11 protein-coding genes and 2 pseudogenes are annotated in these 17,856 nt (G+C 47.6%); 2 read left to right on the top strand and 11 right to left on the bottom strand.

Annotation, left to right across the window (positions count from 1 at the left end; translation table 11 throughout):
• Positions 1–10: 10 nt before the first annotated feature.
• The 6 genes from IEX62_RS03005 to IEX62_RS02980 form a co-directional block, all read right to left on the bottom strand.
• Positions 11–1,438, bottom strand: a complete 1,428-nt coding sequence (locus IEX62_RS03005; protein WP_229685570.1) for an ATP-grasp domain-containing protein — start codon at positions 1,436–1,438, stop codon at positions 11–13.
• 125 nt (positions 1,439–1,563) lie between these two features.
• Positions 1,564–2,709 carry a BtrH N-terminal domain-containing protein gene (locus tag IEX62_RS03000; protein ID WP_188773901.1) on the bottom strand — a complete coding sequence of 382 codons (1,146 nt, stop codon included), beginning with the start codon at positions 2,707–2,709 and terminating at the stop codon, positions 1,564–1,566.
• Between the two features lie 21 nt (positions 2,710–2,730).
• Entirely contained in the window at positions 2,731–3,933 is a 1,203-nt protein-coding gene (locus IEX62_RS02995) for a radical SAM/SPASM domain-containing protein (protein WP_188773900.1), read from the bottom strand.
• A 253-nt stretch (positions 3,934–4,186) separates the two neighbouring features.
• A complete protein-coding gene (locus IEX62_RS02990; protein WP_188773899.1) occupies positions 4,187–4,471 on the bottom strand; it encodes an acyl carrier protein in 285 nt (94 codons plus the stop codon).
• Between the two features lie 1,303 nt (positions 4,472–5,774).
• Positions 5,775–7,208, bottom strand: a complete 1,434-nt coding sequence (locus tag IEX62_RS02985; RefSeq protein ID WP_188773898.1) for an amidase — start codon at positions 7,206–7,208, stop codon at positions 5,775–5,777.
• 186 nt (positions 7,209–7,394) lie between these two features.
• Positions 7,395–8,732, bottom strand: coding sequence for an MFS transporter (locus IEX62_RS02980; RefSeq protein ID WP_188773897.1), 1,338 nt, complete (start codon positions 8,730–8,732; stop codon positions 7,395–7,397).
• A 251-nt stretch (positions 8,733–8,983) separates the two neighbouring features.
• Between IEX62_RS02980 and mntA the strand changes: the two are divergent.
• Both mntA and hepT read left to right on the top strand, forming a co-directional pair.
• Positions 8,984–9,331: pseudogene (gene mntA / locus IEX62_RS23675) on the top strand (type VII toxin-antitoxin system MntA family adenylyltransferase antitoxin); the annotation flags it as partial.
• Positions 9,332–9,394: 63 nt separating this feature from the next.
• Positions 9,395–9,802, top strand: coding sequence for a type VII toxin-antitoxin system HepT family RNase toxin (gene hepT / locus IEX62_RS23670; RefSeq protein ID WP_229685597.1), 408 nt, complete (start codon positions 9,395–9,397; stop codon positions 9,800–9,802).
• A gap of 13 nt (positions 9,803–9,815) precedes the next feature.
• Here hepT and levB read toward each other — a convergent pair whose 3' ends face one another.
• The 5 genes and pseudogenes from levB to IEX62_RS02950 form a co-directional block, all read right to left on the bottom strand.
• Positions 9,816–11,279: a 2,6-beta-fructan 6-levanbiohydrolase gene (gene levB / locus IEX62_RS02970; protein ID WP_188774048.1), complete on the bottom strand. Its 1,464-nt coding sequence runs from the start codon at positions 11,277–11,279 to the stop codon at positions 9,816–9,818.
• Between the two features lie 549 nt (positions 11,280–11,828).
• Positions 11,829–13,278: pseudogene (locus tag IEX62_RS02965) on the bottom strand (glycoside hydrolase family 68 protein).
• A 492-nt stretch (positions 13,279–13,770) separates the two neighbouring features.
• On the bottom strand, positions 13,771–14,619 hold the full coding sequence (locus tag IEX62_RS02960; RefSeq protein WP_188773895.1) for a PRD domain-containing protein: 849 nt from the start codon (positions 14,617–14,619) through the stop codon (positions 13,771–13,773).
• Positions 14,620–14,640: 21 nt separating this feature from the next.
• A complete protein-coding gene (locus IEX62_RS02955; protein WP_188773894.1) occupies positions 14,641–16,362 on the bottom strand; it encodes a PTS transporter subunit EIIC in 1,722 nt (573 codons plus the stop codon).
• A gap of 439 nt (positions 16,363–16,801) precedes the next feature.
• Complete coding sequence (locus IEX62_RS02950; protein ID WP_188773893.1) at positions 16,802–17,782, bottom strand: stalk domain-containing protein; 981 nt, start codon at positions 17,780–17,782, stop codon at positions 16,802–16,804.
• Positions 17,783–17,856: the final 74 nt, after the last annotated feature.

Here is a 17,856-nt window from a genome sequence, read left to right as displayed (position 1 = left end):
AAACGCATGCTCAATTCAATACGCTTACACCATGTTGCTCCAATACGTGCTCTAGCTGATCCAGCAGGCTACGTTTGCCTTCTTCATCAGCTGCTACAGCGGACAGGTAGAGTCTGCCCTTGTGCTTGCTGCCGGTTGGAGCATCGCGGTGGTTGACCGACCAGGCTGCGGAGGTGAGAGGGAGAATGCCACCGCCGCGTTCGGGTAGGAACAGAAGACCGCGGTGCTCAAGCTCGATCAGTAATTGCTCGTAGGTGAAGGTGCCATCATGGGAGACGGTATAGTTGGTCATGTTGCCGACGAGTCCATATTGGCGCAGATAGCGGTCGATGCTATTTTTGATCAGGCTCATCGATTTGCGAGCGTTAATCTCGACCATAGGCTCGATGCTGCCATCGATCAGGGTCATTGAATCGATACATACATGTCCAAAATAACCGTCCTGATAGAGCTGCCGTCCGATCTCCATCATCGTATCAAAGTAAGCGCTGCTCTCCAGTCGATCCATGAACTGGATATCTGGCGATAAGGATTCGCGGTAGGCGAATTGCGAATTGGCGAGCCATTGTACAGATAAAATATCGATATCGCCCTGTTCGGTAATATGGAACTGGCAGGAGAAATCGCGTTCCTTATGCGAATAGCGTTCCAGCACAAATTGCACATTGCGACCCTTTTGCTCCTGCTTGCGAATGCTGTTCACGATCCGCTGGAGCAGTGCAGGAGAGTCGATATGCAGATTACCCTTACCGGATACGCCATAATTGTCTTTGATCATAAAGCTGCCATCCTGTAGAAAATTCGTACCTAGCAGCTCTAATTCAGCTGCACTGCGTATAAGCACGCCTGGATTGGCAAGCCCCAATCGCTCCTTCATTTGCGCGGAATAATGCTTGGTATTCACGGTTCGTACCGTTTCCAATAGCGGCTGTCTTGCCTGAATGCCGAAGCGCTGACTGCTTTCACTAATGTACGGAACCCAGGCGAATGGAGATAACATGGTACCGGCGATTGGCAGCTGATCTGCAACAGATTGACCATGCTCATACAATAAACGAAATACAGACATCGGCTGTTGCTCGGTCGTGCGGCTCTGTTGAAGCAGCTGCCCCCCTCCATGCGACGTCTGAGCGCTAGAGGTAAGATTGGCACGTACAGGCTGCTCCAGATCGGTACGTGCAGTTGTAAAATCGAATCCCAGTGCAGCGGTATAGTCACGCTGACAGGGTTCCATCGCATAGCGTGTCAGAAGCAAATCACCAGGCTTACAAAAAGCAAATAACAGCTCATCCATAGCTGTTACGATTCGCTCTGCTTCTTTGTCAGGCAATGCAGGTAGTGTAGCAAGATTATGTTCGCGCCAGTGCAGCTCGGCTTCAAACGTTCCCATATGTAGCACGGCTGGCTCACCGGCTCCAGACATTGATTCACGCATCATGATCCCTACCCTTCAGAATAGGATGACTGCCCACATTGCTGCGGACAGTCTGCCATTGATTTATAGGCTAAATGTGCGCCACCTCATCCTTGCGCGATGAGGTGACAGATGATTGGTTTGTTCTATCAAGACGGTGAGGGTAGTCCAACATGCCCTGCGGCATGCTGTAGCTTTTCCAATTGCACTTCATACTCATCCAGCATACGATCATTGCCTGCCAGATAACGATCCAGTGAGGCACGATCACGACGAATGCCCATTTTATAGAGCATCATCAGCTGACGCCGTGCGGTATCCTGCACCTGTTCCATGCCGCTACGTATAGCTGGCCCTTCGATGCCCAGTAGCTGCTCATGATCCGTTACGAATTGCGTCGTATACCGTAGCATGTGCATCAGACTTTCGATGCGCAGATGATAATAGATCAACGCACAGGTCGCTTCAAACTCCTTATCGTTCAGCTCATGCATCGAGGCTAGCTGTGCATTCAGGCGTCGATAAGCCGCCATTCCCAGCGCCTCTCCCTGTGCATTCACTCCACCTGCGAGAAATTCAGCGGCATGCTCAGAGCAAGCACGCATAAGCTGCTCGGTTTTCACACCCTGCTCCTGCTCGCTGGACATGTACGCATATTCCACTACACCGTCCAGCAGCTCCGACAATGGAATCGTACCGTTGTAGCCGAGCACCTGACCAGCTTTATCGAGCAGGAAAAAGTCGGCGATATGCGCGATATTTTCCTCTGCATGCAAGCCGTATAGCTGCACGACATGACCTTTGCCCGGACTCTCTACATACAGCTGGTTATAGATCAGATTAGACGTTTCCATATGCAGCAGCAGCGTCTGTCCGCTATTCAGCACCTCATACCAATCTCGCAAAATCGCTGCCCGATCGCGTGCTTCCAGGTCGACGATTTTGTAATGTACACCGATATCGGTATGCTGCTCCAGCTCTTGCAGCATATGCACCATCGGACATTGTCCGAATGTATCATATTGACCGTTATACGCCATATACGTACCGTTACATAGCATGTAAATGTCTGATTCTGCTAGCTCCATGCCCTTCTGACTGAGCATACCGCTGACCACACCGTAAAAGCAGTGGTTGATCACGACACGATCCTCCATCACCTGGAGCAGATCAGCGACAACAATCTCTCCATCCTCAGGAACCTGCACCGAATCGATAATGCTCTGTACCTCTTCAGGCGGTAGACCAAGTACATTGATATCGAGCGACACCATTTTTTTATCGCTTTGACTCATCTTCACTTCGCCCCTTCGGAATCAGATATAGTTCAGCGATTGTAAGCCGCTCGCACCGTGCAGATACAGTACACTACATTTCGAGCAGGCTGGGGTCAGCCCGCCTTCATTGATCGTCTGCCGAATTTTATCGTATTCCTCTGAATCCCAGATATCGCGCAGGCTCTTATTTTTCAGATTCCCTACGGTAAATTCAGAGAAGAACTTACATGGCAGCACGCTACCATCTGGAATAATATCTGTACGGGAAGTGAGCGCCAGACAGTTATTCGAGCAACGGCTTGTCATTTCCTCACCGTGAATGAACTTATCGATCTCATCATAGTCCAGACCTGGCTGATAACGAATACGAATCTTCCATACGCGTTCATTGATCGCGTTCAGATCATTCATGAGTGCTTCCATATTGTTCGGGTTAATTTTGTATTTAAACGCATGCCAGCTGCTAATATGGCGCTCATCCAGCTGACGCAGCCAGCTGAACTTTTCGGTAAAGTAATGATCCATCTTCACCGATGTTTCCCGGGAAATATACCATGGGAAGCAAAGCATCACGAGATCGAGCTTTTTCGATTCGAAAAACTCCAGTAGCTCGGTCATGCGACCGATCATATTATCGTTAATAACGGCGTGTACCGAAATACGACCTTTGTACAGTCCCTGCTCACGCAGCTCGACCAGACGATCGATTTCAGCCATCGTTTTCTTAAACGTACCTTTACCGCGAATCAGGTCATGCTCCTTTTCGAAGCCTTCCACGGCAATCAGCAGCTCCAGATTTTCAGACAGATCAAGAATTTGATCCAGATGCTTATTGATCAGCAGTCCGTTCGTACAGATCGTCATCTCACGGCGATCATTTTGGATATGTCCCAGAATTTCACTGAATTGACGGTGGAACATCGGCTCGCCGCCCCACAGATACAGGCGGGATTTAACCGCTTTCGTATCATCGAGCAGCTGCTTGAAGATCGCTGGATCAAGATCCATATTTTGCTCGGCTTTATCCATCTGATGATGGTAGCCATCCTCATTCCACTGAAAACAGTGCGTACAGCGTAGATTACAGCGGTTGGTCAGTTTAATTCCTAGCGATTGTGGTAATTCTGTTTTATAGGTCGGGTCTTTCATTTTGTTGCGGTAGGATACAGCGGCATTGCGAATTGTGCGTTTGATGAGCTTAAATGCTTCACGGTCAATCGTGACTTCACTTCTTGGCTGCATGCATAACACCTCTTTCGTCAATTTGAAAGGCTGGCAATTCCTGCATTCCCGATTCCGTTCCGACACATGACTATTTCGTTATTTTCTTAAAATGACTTATCCTGTCATCTGACATCACTATCCATATTCACATCACAGAACCATAATGATGAAAAGCAGCCTACGTCATGTAGTGTGCATGGCGCCTGCTGCCTTCGAGTATGCGATCTGAATGTCTGTTATCCAATAACGAACTTACATTATTATGTAAGCTCTATGCTTCCATAGGTTGAATCTTATCGCCTGTCTGTGCCTGATTGACAAAGTCACAAAAACCAGAAATCGATCCCAGATGATCCATGTCAAACTCTTCAAAGTCAATTTCTACATCATACTCATCTTCAATACGCAGGATAAAATGAATCAACTGGAGGGAGTCCAGACCGGCATCATGGATGATATCGGATTCCGGACCAAGTTTGGTCAAACAAGCGGGGTCTTCCTTCACGTCACTGATCATTTGAATAATTTGCTGGGCAGAAACACCGGACTGCTTCATTCCAATTCCTCCTTCAAAATGGTTTCCACATTACGAGAGAATCAGGTCAAGCAAGCATAGCTACACGGCCAATATATACGGGGGGATCTGTTCTGCTTCATATTCTTTTTATTGGCATAAAAATACAGATACTGGAATATGAAAGAACATACGTCTATCATGTTTCATCCCTGTTCATTAGTCAATGCTCCAGATCGGAAACCCTGCCAAAGACCCAGAAGGTGTAAAACGTCCATATTTTTACCTTATTTAATTAATATTTTTTCTGTCTTTCACACATTAAAAGCCTCATTAGTACATGGAATATCGCTTACGCTACGTTACATTTCCACATTTTGTCTTTTGACTCCCACTTTCGTCTGTCGAATCCTTGCCTGATCCCAAGCCCATGCTTATGCAATGAATCGAATAATTGTTGTATAAACATTGATTCGGGCTCGAATACTTCATTTGGTCGATTAGAAATCAGGCATTAGCTAAGCTAATTACATAACGTCCCTGCATACAATAATATGGTCTTCGAATTTGCAATATTGGAATGCAAGCAATCGCTTTTTCAAAGCTAGATGGTACGTTTGCTGTATACGAATGCGACTTCGCTAACGCTACATCTGGCGTATACCAGAAAGGGAACGGATCGAGAGCTAGATCGATTATTTTACGATGTGTGCACATTTCAAAGCCGCTGGATAGATCGATATTATTATGTATACGTACAAATAAGGGTTCTTTTTCACTGGCATTCTTTCTGTCAGTACCGTTACATGAACGTAGCGATCTATCATTTATTAGAATGTGCATGGATGCAAAGACGCGTCTATTAATCGAAGTGGTGACAAGGAAACTGTGGGGATTGCCAGCTTATTCGACAACATCTACTGCAAGCTCTGTCGTTTATTGACCGCCACCTGCAACCTCTGTTACTACAGGTGCAAAATAGGTAACAGATTCAAAGTGTTCCAATCGCGGAATATGCTCCTACATACCGCTTGAGAATGGATGCAATGAATGAGGCGTCGTCTATCCATAATCTTAAATTACACATCCACTGGAGCTATGTATGGAAGCCATAGCGCCACATCGATCTCGCTATAGCTCAGCCACTAAAATAGACAAAAGCCCTACCTGCTACAATAGATATGCAGCAAGCAGGGCTTAGATTAAGATCATTAGTAGGAGTATACAAGCCATATTACGATTCTAACCATCATGACCTATGTCCCACATATGAACTTTTCTTTTATACTATGAAGTCTGTTTACTGGAAGTCTGTTCACTGATCGATTACTTCTGTAGATTCCATTTATAAAATGGGGCTACGACGTGCAGGTACGACCTGTTCGAATGCGTATGCAATACGCAGCAGCTGGGGCTCGCTATAAGCTGTGCCCATAAAGCTAATACCAAATGGCATCCCATTTCGCAGATAGCCTGCTGGAACCATAATAGCTGGATATCCGACGGTTGCTGGTGTATCGGTAAAGCCCGGGCTGAAAATCGCATCCAGCTGGTGCGTCTGTAGCACACGATCGATGCCTTCTGCTTGCGCCTGTATACCCAGCTGCAAGCGAGCGTTCATATACTCTGGCTCGGTTAGCGTACCCGAGGTTTCATATTCAGCTCGTAGCAGTGTATCCTGACCATAGCGAAGCGCATCCCGATGATGCAAATGATTAAAATCAATGATGTCCTTGAGTGTACGCACCTTAGCGTGCGGCCCCAGTGTAGACAGATATCGATTCAGCGCTGACTTGAATTCATATAATAATACGTTAAAATTATTCCCAGCTGTATGAGGCAAATTGGCCCCTTCTACAATAATCGCTCCTGCATGACGCATCGCTTCAATCGAGGCTTCCATGATCGCGAGCTCTTCTTCATTATATTCATCCAGCAGTGCACGATTGATGCCAATCCGCGCTCCACGCAGACCATCCTTAGACAGATAGGCGGTATAATCGGGCAGCTCTGCCGGAAGCGCTAATGTAGCTGCATCCTGCTCATCCGTGCCTACCAGTGCGCCCAGTAGGATGGCTGCATCCTGTACTGTGCGAGCCATCGGCCCCGCTGTATCCTGTGTATATGTAATCGGAATAATACCGGTACGACTGATCAGTCCAACTGTTGGCTTAATGCCAACCAGACTATTATATGCAGATGGATTTAAAATGGAGCCTGATGTCTCTGTACCTACCGCCACTGCACATAGATTCGCCGCTACCGCTGCACCCGAACCCGAGCTAGAACCGCCCACATCAAGCTGACCCGGCCCATACGGATTGAGCGTCTGCCCGCCGCGAGCGCTATAGCCATTTTTCATATGGGAAGCCATAAAGTTCGCCATTTCCGTCAGATTCGTTTTGCCTAAAATTACAGCACCTGCCTGACGTAGACGCTGTACCAGATGAGCATCCTGCGGCGCATAGGAGTCTGCCAGTGCAAGTGAGCCTGCACTTGTATGCATATGATCTGCCGTATTGATATTATCCTTGATCAATACAGGAATACCATGCAGTGGGCCCCGTAGCTGCCCTGCTGCTCGCTCCTGATCCAGCTTCTCGGCGATATAGATCGCATCTGGATTCAGCTCGATCACCGCTCGCAAGCATGGCCCTGCTTGATTCACATCTGCAATGCGCTGCATATATTGCACCGTCAGCGATACGGCTGATTCCGTTCCATCCTCCATCCATTGTTGAAGCCTTGATATCGTCGCTTCCTGCAACGTAAATGTCATGCTATCCCTACCCCTTTCGTCCGTCAGTCAGCTTGATTACATCTGCTTGTATGAACGACAGCAGATACAGCTTTCTTTATGATAATCGAAAAGAACATCGTGTACCAACCCCGGACGCACTTGGATACGCTTATCTTCTATATAAGATAGAAGATAAGCGCATCCAGCATGATTGAATAACGGGATTTATTTTTCCTTTACCGGTGGTGTGGACTCTACCGCCTGTCTGCGTCCTGTCTCTACATTCACAGTACACAGCATCGCAATCCCTACAATAAAGAACAACACGAGCGATAAAATGCCTAGCCGTACCGAGCCTGTCAGCTGTCCTACCAGACCGAATAGAAAGGGCCCGAAGATCGAGGCGAATTTGCCTGTGACATTGATCAAGCCAAAATATTCGCCCGTTCGTGCAGCTGGAATCAGATCGCTGAATAACGCGCGTGCCAGCGACTGACTTCCTCCCTGCACCAGACCAACCATCGAAGCGAGCACGTAAAATTGCCATGCTGCTGTCATGAAATAGCCCAGCGCCACGATTAACAAATAGACAGCAAGCGACACCAGCAGTGGACGCTTCGCCCCATATACCGTGCCCAGCTTCCCAAATAGCAATGTGCTCGGAAATCCGATAAATTGCGTAATCAGCAATGCTACGAGCAGATCGGTCATACCGATCCCAATCGCTGTTCCATACACAGTTGCCATCAAAATGATCGTATTAATCCCATCATTAAAAAACCAGAACGAAATCAGCAGGCGTGCCAGCTGTGGATAACGTGGTAATGTACGAAAGCCATTCATCACATTACGCATACCCGGACGAAGCAGCTCACGAATACGCTTCCCTTCCAATGCAGATGGAGCAGAATGGACAGAGCGATACAATGCTGGCTTGCCAAACGCACCACTAACGCGGAAGATCGGAATAGCGAATACAAGCCACCAGATGCCGACCGTAATAAACGCCAGCCTTGTACCTGCAAGTGTATCTACTAATCCAAACCAGTGTGGCTGCTGAATCATCACCAGATTCAAGGCTAGCATGATTCCTCCACCGACATAGCCGTAAGCATAGCCCTGTGCAGATACCCGCTCCCTCTGTCCGGACGGCACCATATCAGGCAGCAATGCATCATAAAAAGCATTACTACCCGCGAACCCAATCGTCGATAAAACAAGCAATGCCGAAGCGAGTAGCCAATCCCCCCGCCCAATCGTACTGAACAGCATCGTCGCCAGGATACCAAGCAGCGAAAAGCCAAACAAAAACCGACCCTTGTTACCTGCCAGATCGGATACCGCTCCTAATAACGGGGAAAGTAATGCCACGCAGAGCATACCTGCTGCATGCGTATAGCCGAGATAGGAAGCGGCTGTCTCTGGATGTAGCGTAGCCGCTGCAACCGAGCTGTAAAAGATCGGCAGCACCGCAGCGAGTACGGTCGTTGCGTATGCCGAATTCGCCCAGTCGTATAGTAACCAGGCTCGTGTATGCTTGCGATTCGTTGTCCATTGCTCCAATGTTGTTCCTCCATTCTGGTATAGCGCCTTTTACCAGACTAGCATGGAAGTGTGATATAGTTGTTAAAATTGCTATTTTTGTTACGTCTGTCTCGTTTTGTTGCTTCGATCCCGTTTGCCGTTCGCACCATGGCATGTGGATGAGGGCAAAGACATTGATCCAGTAACCTAGAGGAGAAGCTACATGCACAGCCATACATAACGGATATTCATTCTATTCAAGTCATCAAGCTTATACAAGGAGAACCGTCATGCAGCTTACTGACCAGCAGCGACAATCGATCATTGAGCATATTCGCCAGCATTGTTCAGCTGAGGTCATTATTGTGCTTGGCTCAGCTGCACGTGGAGAGCTTCGTGCCGATAGTGACGTGGACATTGCGTATATCGCCGAGCCGCAAGCCAGAAGCCTTACCAGCTATCGTCGCTTTCGCATCGCTCAGGAGCTAGCGGAACTGCTGAAGCGAGATGTCGATCTGATCGATTATGAGAAATCCAGCACGGTCTTTCAATTGCAAATTGCGACGACCGGACATATTCTATACGAGCAGAATGACCTGCCAGCACAGCTTGCCTGGCTACAGGCTTACCGTGACTATGCGCTACTAGGCGATTGGCGCGAGCCACTGCTTGACGCATGGCAAAAAGGAGGAGCACTCATCATGAATCACGATATCGTACTAAATAAAGCCGCTACGATTCGGAACTGTGTGAGCCGTATCCGGGAAGAATACGGGGAAGATACAGAAAATCTATACAATTTAACCCGGCAGGACTCTATTATTCTCAATCTACAGCGTGCCTGTGAAGGCTGTCTTGATCTGGCCATGCATCTGATCTCCCAGCAAAAGCTAGGCATCCCACAAAGCACGCGCGATGCGTTCGATCTGCTCCAACGTGCAGGCATTATCGAGCGTGATCTGAGCGTGAGCCTGAAGGCGATGATCGGCTTTCGCAATATTGCGATGCATGATTATCAGGCAGTGCAGGTCGAGATACTGGAAGAGATGATTGACGAGCAGCTGCCTGATTTTGAACGATTCATTCAACGTGTGGAACAGAGCGGCTGAGCATACAGCCGCTTTATTTACCTAAATATTTGATCACTACGTTATCGAACACTGCTTTACCACCCTCGCTATACAGCGCGATGCCCTGATCGTCTGGCTTCGGAAAGACCAGATTGGAGAGCGTTACCTGTCCACCATCGACGAACATTTCTACACTCGTTTTATCCACCAGTATTTTCAAATGTACCTTTTGATTCGCCGATTGGAATGGTGCGCGACTTTCCAGCAGATTGTCGTTCGCATCCGGATGTCCGGTGTAAGAGCGATTGACATACGTGTACCCGCCTTCTACAAACACACCTGCATCGACATGCCGCGATCCATCTGACGAGCGGCGCAATTGGAAGCCCGCATTTTTCAAATCAGACCATGTAATGTCCGCATCCAGCTGGTACGAGGAAGCCCGCACATCGAGCTTATGCTGTCCATCTACTTCCACACGTGGAATATGACGGGTGGCGGTGACGAATTTGGATAATCCGCGAATAGGCTGAGATAGCAGCGTATACCCTGCTCCACCTGTCGTTTTTTTCAATTGAATCTGACGAACCATCGAGTCGGTTCCGTTGAATCCATCCTGCAAGGTAGGCGTATTGTTCGCATAATCCCAGTTGTTCATCCAAGCCATCGCATACCGATGATCGTATGGCTTATTCGTTGTACCATCTTCAAAGGTAACCGCTGCATACCAGTCAAATCCGTAATCCAGCCACTGTGGCTGTATATCGTCTGCCTTGAAGCCAAGCCCGGTAAATGTGCCTACCCAGTACGCATACGTATTCGGCTGCCCGGATTCGCGTCCGTTGGCACTTACGCCAAGCACCCATTTATACGTACCGTTCGATGCTCGCATTCGATACAGATCAGGACATTCCAGCGTACCGATATCATCAGCGACAAAGTCGCTCACGTAGCGCCAGCTTTTTAAATTGGTAGATGTGTAAAAACCGATACGATGGCCCTCCGCCATCAGCATAATCCAGCGACGAGATTGTTGATCCCATACCAGCTTCGGATCGCGAAAATCAGCATTGCCCGGATTCGATAAAATCGGCTTTTTGCCGAAGGCTTTGAACGTATTGCCACCGTCCGGGCTGAACCACAGATACTGCTCCTGCGCTCCGCCATTAGCAGAAGGCTGAGTCACGATAGCGATCATCGTATTTTTGCCCAGACCCGCCGAATTGTTCGTATCAACGACGACAGAGCCTGACCATGGATCTCCATTGGCACTTGTATATTTGGGAATAGCTACGCCGTGATCCTGCCAGTGTACTAGATCGGTTGAAGTCGCATGACGCCATTCCGTACCATTGCCGTTCGGATAATCCTTGTTATATAGATAGTAGTAATGATATTTACCATTAGCATACACCGGGCGCTGCGGATCGTTTTTCCATTTGTCCGGTACGGTGAAATGATAGGTCGATCGATATCCATTCAGTTGCTGTCCGCTGGTGAATAGCTCATTTTGCATGGCTGAAGCTGATTGCTGGCTTTGTCCATTTTGACCATTTACTGGACTCGATACATTGTTGTTATTGGGATAACGCTGTGAGCTGGCGGAGCTGGATGTGCCGCTTGCTTCGGCTTGAATCGTTGCTGAGTCGGATGCGTCTTCGGGTTGAAGCTCATAGCATGCCGCCGTTCCTACAGCGATTACACCTGTTAGTCCCAGCGGCCACACCCAGCGGCGCCATGCTGTCGTTTTCGATGTATTACGATAATCGGAATGTTTCATAAGATGTTCTCTCCTCTCTGGTAGTACCCCTCCTGTACTTCGGGGATAAAATGGAATAAGGGAACAGAAAGCAGTGGTGTACACCTGCTTTCTCCCCCTTTATTGTTTGCCTTGCCTATTTACAATTTGATCGATCATCGACCATATCCGGTAGACAGACAGCTTGCTTCATCCGGCATAAGGAGCGTATTCGTTGCATTCGTTCCCTATGCCGTATTGAAATCGCCTGTACGTGTTCCGAATATGTTCCCCTGTCGATGATGTATTCGTCTTTACTTAATATACTTAGTCCGTTGTTACCTGTCCTTGATTCAATGTGCTATTCGGTATAACCGATGTGCGGTCACCATCAATCTTTACCTTAAAGCTCGGCGCAAAGGTCGACTGCTGATTCGCAAAATAGCCGCGGTTCGTCATGTAGCTTGTAATGACCACTTCATTATCCTTCACCTGCGGAATGGCAAAGTGAGCATACGTCCAGGTGATATCACGCGGATTCAGATCCTGATGCAGCACCAATCCACTTCCGTTCAGCGGCTTGTATGGCCCATCGATCGAATCTGATACATAGCCAAGCATATAAATGTCTCGAGCGTCTACACCATCGAGGAACATTTTTGCACCACGGGTATCTGGATGCGATCAATGGCTTCATGACTCTTTTCAGCGAGTAATCGTCGTTAAGCTCGATAATACCGAGCGCTCCGTTAGCGATGGACATGTAATCCTTGTCCGGGCTGTTCAGTAGCTTTTCGCGCTCGCTCTCAAAGAATTTATCATTGCCACCATAGTACGCTTTGTTGTAGAACATCTCGTCACCCTGATACCCTGTTTCAGAGCCTGTGTTGGCTTCGAACACCAGATATTTATGTCCGTTATCCTCTACATAGTGTGGATCACGAAGGGTATGGTTATCGGAGTAGTCACCACCGCTAAATGCTTGATCCACCGTTTGATACATTTTACCATCACCGTCAAAGATCGATTTGAAGTCCTCTACCCCATCCACCTTCAGCGTGCCCTCAGCAGGCTCGGATACATTCACCTGCGCTGTGGTCAGCGTCTGCTTACCGAAGAAGCCCTGATCTGCATCCCACGGATGACGGTTTGTATAGAACAGACGCACTTTGCCGTCCTTCGTCATCGTTGCTGAGCCAGACCATTCCTCCGATTGATGGTTCAGAATCCAGTCTTTTGGCACCAGCTTGTCGGTATCCTTGAAGACACGACCTGCATTTTTCCATGCATCCAGTGATTGGTCATCTGCTTTTTTGTAAAACAGGTAGATAAATGTATCCGACGATACCTTCGGATCACCTGCTAGACCGAATACGATCTGGTAGCCGTTATAGTTGGCAACGGTACCGTCCGCATTTTGCAGTGGCCATGTATCCCACACATCCAGATTGATCGTATTGCCTTTCGCATCCTTACCAACAGCGGACGGAATATTGCGAATCTGATCCGGATTGAATGCAGGCACCTGGAATTGTGGACGATTTTGCTGCTTGGTCATTTTCAGTGCATCAAAGCGGGTGATATGCGAAAAACCGTATGTATCGTTAATCACCGATGGAGTTGTTGGATTTTCGGGTACAGGATGTGTTGGACGCGTTGCAGCGCCTCCATTGTAGTCTTGTCCGGAGCCACTGGCAAATGCCGATGTACCGCCTGCCAGCAGCGCTGCTGCCATAGTAACGGCTGCCGCCTTTTTGTATAAATGATTAATGTTCATGTTCCAATCTTCCTCTCTTCAAATGGAATGTCAGGTGTACTGGCACGAAAAAAAGACCTAAAAATCCCTGACCGGACGACGCGTCAAATGACGCAGAAATCCCCAGTCGGAGTTTTTTAGGTCTTGCCTGCTTTACCAGTAACACACCCGGATATTCTGTTGCTGACACCTATTCTATACCTCTCATTTGCAGCAAGACTATAGAGAGAACGAACCAATTTGATTATTTCAATAAAATCTCTTTTCCTGTAAATTTTCATGAATAATCATCATTTTTAGTCTTATTTTCATAGTTTCAATCCTTATCATTTGTCAGAAAAAGGACTATTTTTGTTACTTTTCAGCTAGATACGTTCTGGAAATGGACAGTTCTGCTTAGTTGCTATGGCAGGTATATGGAACTGTGTAGCGACACTTTACAAGCAAGTCTGCTACCGATTTTTATCTAAAATGGTTCATCGAGCTTGTCTATCACCTTCTACGCATCGATTGTCAACGGGCGGGATGTCCTAACCTTTCCTGCAAGCGTTGTAGCTCAATCGCGATCAGTACACGCTGACTATCTGTGCAGCTGTATCCATATTCGTCCTCCGCATGATCAGTCATCTCCTGCGCATGCTCGTACCAGTCGGCATACTTTTGACGGGCGATGATAATAATCTCTTCATCTAATTCAGCGGCAGGATGACCGTCCACTGATGATTGTAAAATGCTTTTCAACTGACTGATCAAGCGTTCATATGCTGCTGATTTGCGATCCAGCGGCTGATTCAATACATATTCGATATCCTCTACCATATCGCCGATTAGCGCCGCCAGACCAGAGGAAGCGGCACCCGAACCAGCATTCATCACCGCGGTATGAATGTGCATTGCGATATATCCAACCTCATCTTCTGGAATATCGATATGCAGACGCTCGGCAATTAATTCACGTGCATATAGCCCGATGCGGAATTCTGCTGGATAGAGAATGCGTATTTCCTCCAGCAATGTATTGTGAATCATCATGCCACTACGTAGACGCTCCAGCGCATGAGATAGATGATCGGTCAGCGCAATATGAATATGCTCGTTAAACGACACGTTCAATTCCTTTTCAGCGTGAGAAATAATATGCTCGGACACAGCGATTTCTTCCTCCGGCAGCTTTTGCAGCATTTCCTGCAAATAACCGTATCGCTCCTGATCCTCTAAAATAAATATTTTCTCAATGCGGCTCGGATCGACCACATCGTTTTTACCTTTTTCAAATGAAACGCCGCCGCCCATCACAATCTTCTCCTGTCCCTGATCGTCGACGATGACAGCATTGTTGTTCAGAATCTTTTTGATTTTCATGTCATCTACCTCCACAATACATTAGGATGAACGTCTGCCTCTGCCCAGCAATAGGGTCAGCGCAAAGGCTATCCCGGTCGCCAGCACAAAGCCAGTCATATAATGAACAAAATTAGACCAGCCAAATGGAATAATAAAGGCGAGCATCGGAATACCCGTCAAGCCAAATGAGCTTGCCACCACATGATGCCAGCCGATATAAGCACCGCCAACCGCACCACCTGCGGCGGCAGCGACAAACGGTCGCACCAGCTTGAGATTCACACCAAGCGCAATCGGCTCCGTAATGCCCAGAAAGGCAATGAGCGCTCCCGGTAATGCCGCCTTGCGTAGCCCGGCATCGCGAGTACGTATATAGACTGCCAGACCTGCTCCGCCCTGCGCCACATTAGCCATAGACCAGATTGGTAATAGAAAATTAACAGCAATCGTCGGATTCGAGATCAATCCCGCCTCGATCGCCTGCAAGCCCTGATGCAGTCCAGTCAGTACGATACTGCTATATGCACCACCCAGCACCAGACCAAACCATGTCCCACCATAGGCGTACAGATGCTCTAATAGTGCAGCACACCAATGACCGAGCAATCCTGCCAGTGGCCCGATAATAAATAACGCAAGCACACTACCGCCTAACAGCGACAGCACTGGAATGACCAGTACATGCACGGAGCCGGGAATAATGCGGCGCAGATATCGCTCCAGCTTTGCCATCAGCATAGCCGCTAAAATAACGGGAATCGCTGTCCCCTGATAGCTAAATTGCGGCAATGCTACCAGTCCGAACGATGAAATGACCGATGGCGGCATTCCACCGCTACCAACAATCTCCGGTCGTGACATCAGCATGCCAAGTACCGCACCCAGCACAGGTGTACCACCAAAGCGTTTGGCAGCATAATATCCGAACATCACACTAATAATTTGAAAAATCGAGCCTGTCAGTAGCTGTAATAGCCGGAACCAGAGCGCTTCGGTTGGCGCCCAGCCGAGGAATTGTAACAGACTGACCATACCGAGCAGAATGCCTGCGGCTACGAATACAGGAATCATCGGCACGATAATATCAGAAAAGAACGCTACCGCATCGATGATACGTCCGATGAATGAACGTGGGGCGGCTGGCGGTATATTGCTAGCTTGAGCAGAAGCAGCGGTTGATGGGAAGGACGGCTGTTTTGTTGTTAGCAATTCGTCGGATACAGATGCAGGCGCTGGTTGCTCCGCCGCATGCTGTCGGTTTACTACTTCCTTTTTTCCATCCTGTTCCATTGGTTCCACACTATGATGTTGCTTCAGACCATTCGATTGCATCAGACCGTTCTGTTGCGCTGGACGGCTCGGTTGCTGCGGAGTGTTTCGTTGCTGTAGACTTTGTTCCGCTTCCGTCTCTGCGTTTTGCCGATGCGCCTCAGCATCTCCAGCCAGGGAAGGATCAGACATACGCTGCAATTGACGCTCGATCTGCCGATGCAGTCGAAACGTTAGCTCTGGCCCGACGATAATTTGCAGCTGTCCACCAACCTGACGTATATTTTGCACCTCGGGTAGTTCAGCAAGGGCAGAGTGATTCGCCAGCTCAGGACGATGTAGTCGCAGACGGATACGAGTAGTGCAATGCAGTACATCCTGTACATTAGACCAGCCACCAGACTGCTCGATAAGCTGTGCCGCCAGCTCCTGCATATGCTGCCTGCGCTCACGCCGCTTCGCCGCTGGCGAATGTTGATCCTCCTGTCGCATGGGCATTCCTCCTTTGCTTGCTGCTTGTTAAGTCATATCATTGTACATGTCGTTCACATAGAGAGAACTTTTTGAATAGTTGCTCATAGGTTATAGGCTTACGGATCGAATGATAACATGTTCTTGTTTTAGTTTTATTAGCGTATGATAGCGATATATAGCATAAGGAACGCTCAGATGCTATATGCATATGGATGCAGTCCTGCTACATGAATACCACCCTCTATATACGATATCGATACAGTAGGATCGGATACTTGTATGTCTTCTATATCGCTGACCTCGTACAACTTTGACAGTATACGGCACATTTCTGCCCAATACAACTCCATTCAGAACCGGTTCCATTTTCTTTTACAAGAATATAAGAAAGAACCCGTCTCTGCTGACGTACATTGCAGAAGAACGAGTTCTTAGCGTTTAAAGGATAGCGTGGAGATTAACGAGTATCAGTTCGCTGCTCACCTGGCGATACATAGGAGATTGTGCCTGATTGATTGGTAACCGTTCCACCTACATTATAGATTCTGCCCGTTTGATGATAGATATTGTCTGCCTGAATTATACCGGATTCTTGCAAATAACTATCTCCCCAGCCTCCACGCAAATAATAAGTGAAATTGTGATATTTGAGCGGAATATCGCCCCATTTATCCTTTAATTGGAATGTTAATAGATCATTAAGAATACTAAAACCTTCCTGTGGTCGATCTGCACTTAATCCGTGTGCTTGCCATGTAATTACGGGAAAATCATCTTTAAATTCAATCAATGAAATCGTATCTCCGTAGATATAATAGAAACGCAAGGCTTCACCTTCTGGAAACAGAAACTGGCGATCTAGCCTTTCTCCATCGGGCTTGACCTTCAATGGCTGTTGTAAACTATGTACACCTGGAAGCCAAAAAAACAGATCACTGGTTGTAATAAACTTGCGTACTGTTGCCAGATCGCCTTTATTTAAAATCTGTCGATTGTACATACTGAGTGGCATTTGAATCGTCAATATGCCCTTGCTATACGTATATGTGTAGTCTAATTCTCGGATAAAAGCAGCTGGAATATACACTTGACCGTTTATCTTCTGTATCGGTGTACGGAGCTGATAAATTCCTTGCCGAGCTTGATTAAATGTGTAGTCTCGTTGACCAAGCTTTAACGTGTACACTTCACCCGGCCACGGTGCAACGCTAATGGTGCCGTTGGAAGCAACCTGAAGCTGGGAATGGGTCGCCTGAGCAAGCTGACGTAGTGGAATCATCAGTTGATTCTTTTGAATAATGATGGCTCCTCCATCCAGCTTTTGCCCATCAGGTGTAACGATAGTTAATGTAGCTGCTGCCTTTACACTTACCGCAGGCAATAGTCCGATCATAATTGCGAGTACAGGGATGAACCAGAACCATTTTATCTTTTTCAATATCCATCTTCCCTTCCATCGTATTGAAGTCCTTATTCATAGACTTGGATATAGTGGAAAAAGTTGCATATGAA

It is taken from the genome of Paenibacillus hunanensis, assembly GCF_014645615.1.
GTDB classification, from domain to species: domain Bacteria; phylum Bacillota; class Bacilli; order Paenibacillales; family Paenibacillaceae; genus Saccharibacillus; species Saccharibacillus hunanensis.
The sequence above is the reverse complement of the archived record's forward strand: the minus strand, read 5'-3'. Positions and strand labels throughout refer to the sequence as shown.

Bases quoted from the DNA above. Each gene is read 5' to 3' on its own strand.
- IEX62_RS03005 (WP_229685570.1), bottom strand. From the start codon at position 1,438: ATGATGCGTGAATCAATGTCTGGAGCCGGTGAGCCAGCCGTGCTACAT.
- IEX62_RS03000 (WP_188773901.1), bottom strand. From the start codon at position 2,709: ATGAGTCAAAGCGATAAAAAAATGGTGTCGCTCGATATCAATGTACTT.
- IEX62_RS02995 (WP_188773900.1), bottom strand. From the start codon at position 3,933: ATGCAGCCAAGAAGTGAAGTCACGATTGACCGTGAAGCATTTAAGCTC.
- IEX62_RS02990 (WP_188773899.1), bottom strand. From the start codon at position 4,471: ATGAAGCAGTCCGGTGTTTCTGCCCAGCAAATTATTCAAATGATCAGT.
- IEX62_RS02985 (WP_188773898.1), bottom strand. From the start codon at position 7,208: ATGACATTTACGTTGCAGGAAGCGACGATATCAAGGCTTCAACAATGG.
- hepT (WP_229685597.1), top strand. From the start codon at position 9,395: ATGAATCACGATATCGTACTAAATAAAGCCGCTACGATTCGGAACTGT.
- levB (WP_188774048.1), bottom strand. From the start codon at position 11,279: ATGCAAAATGAGCTATTCACCAGCGGACAGCAACTGAATGGATATCGA.
- IEX62_RS02960 (WP_188773895.1), bottom strand. From the start codon at position 14,619: ATGAAAATCAAAAAGATTCTGAACAACAATGCTGTCATCGTCGACGAT.
- IEX62_RS02955 (WP_188773894.1), bottom strand. From the start codon at position 16,362: ATGCGACAGGAGGATCAACATTCGCCAGCGGCGAAGCGGCGTGAGCGC.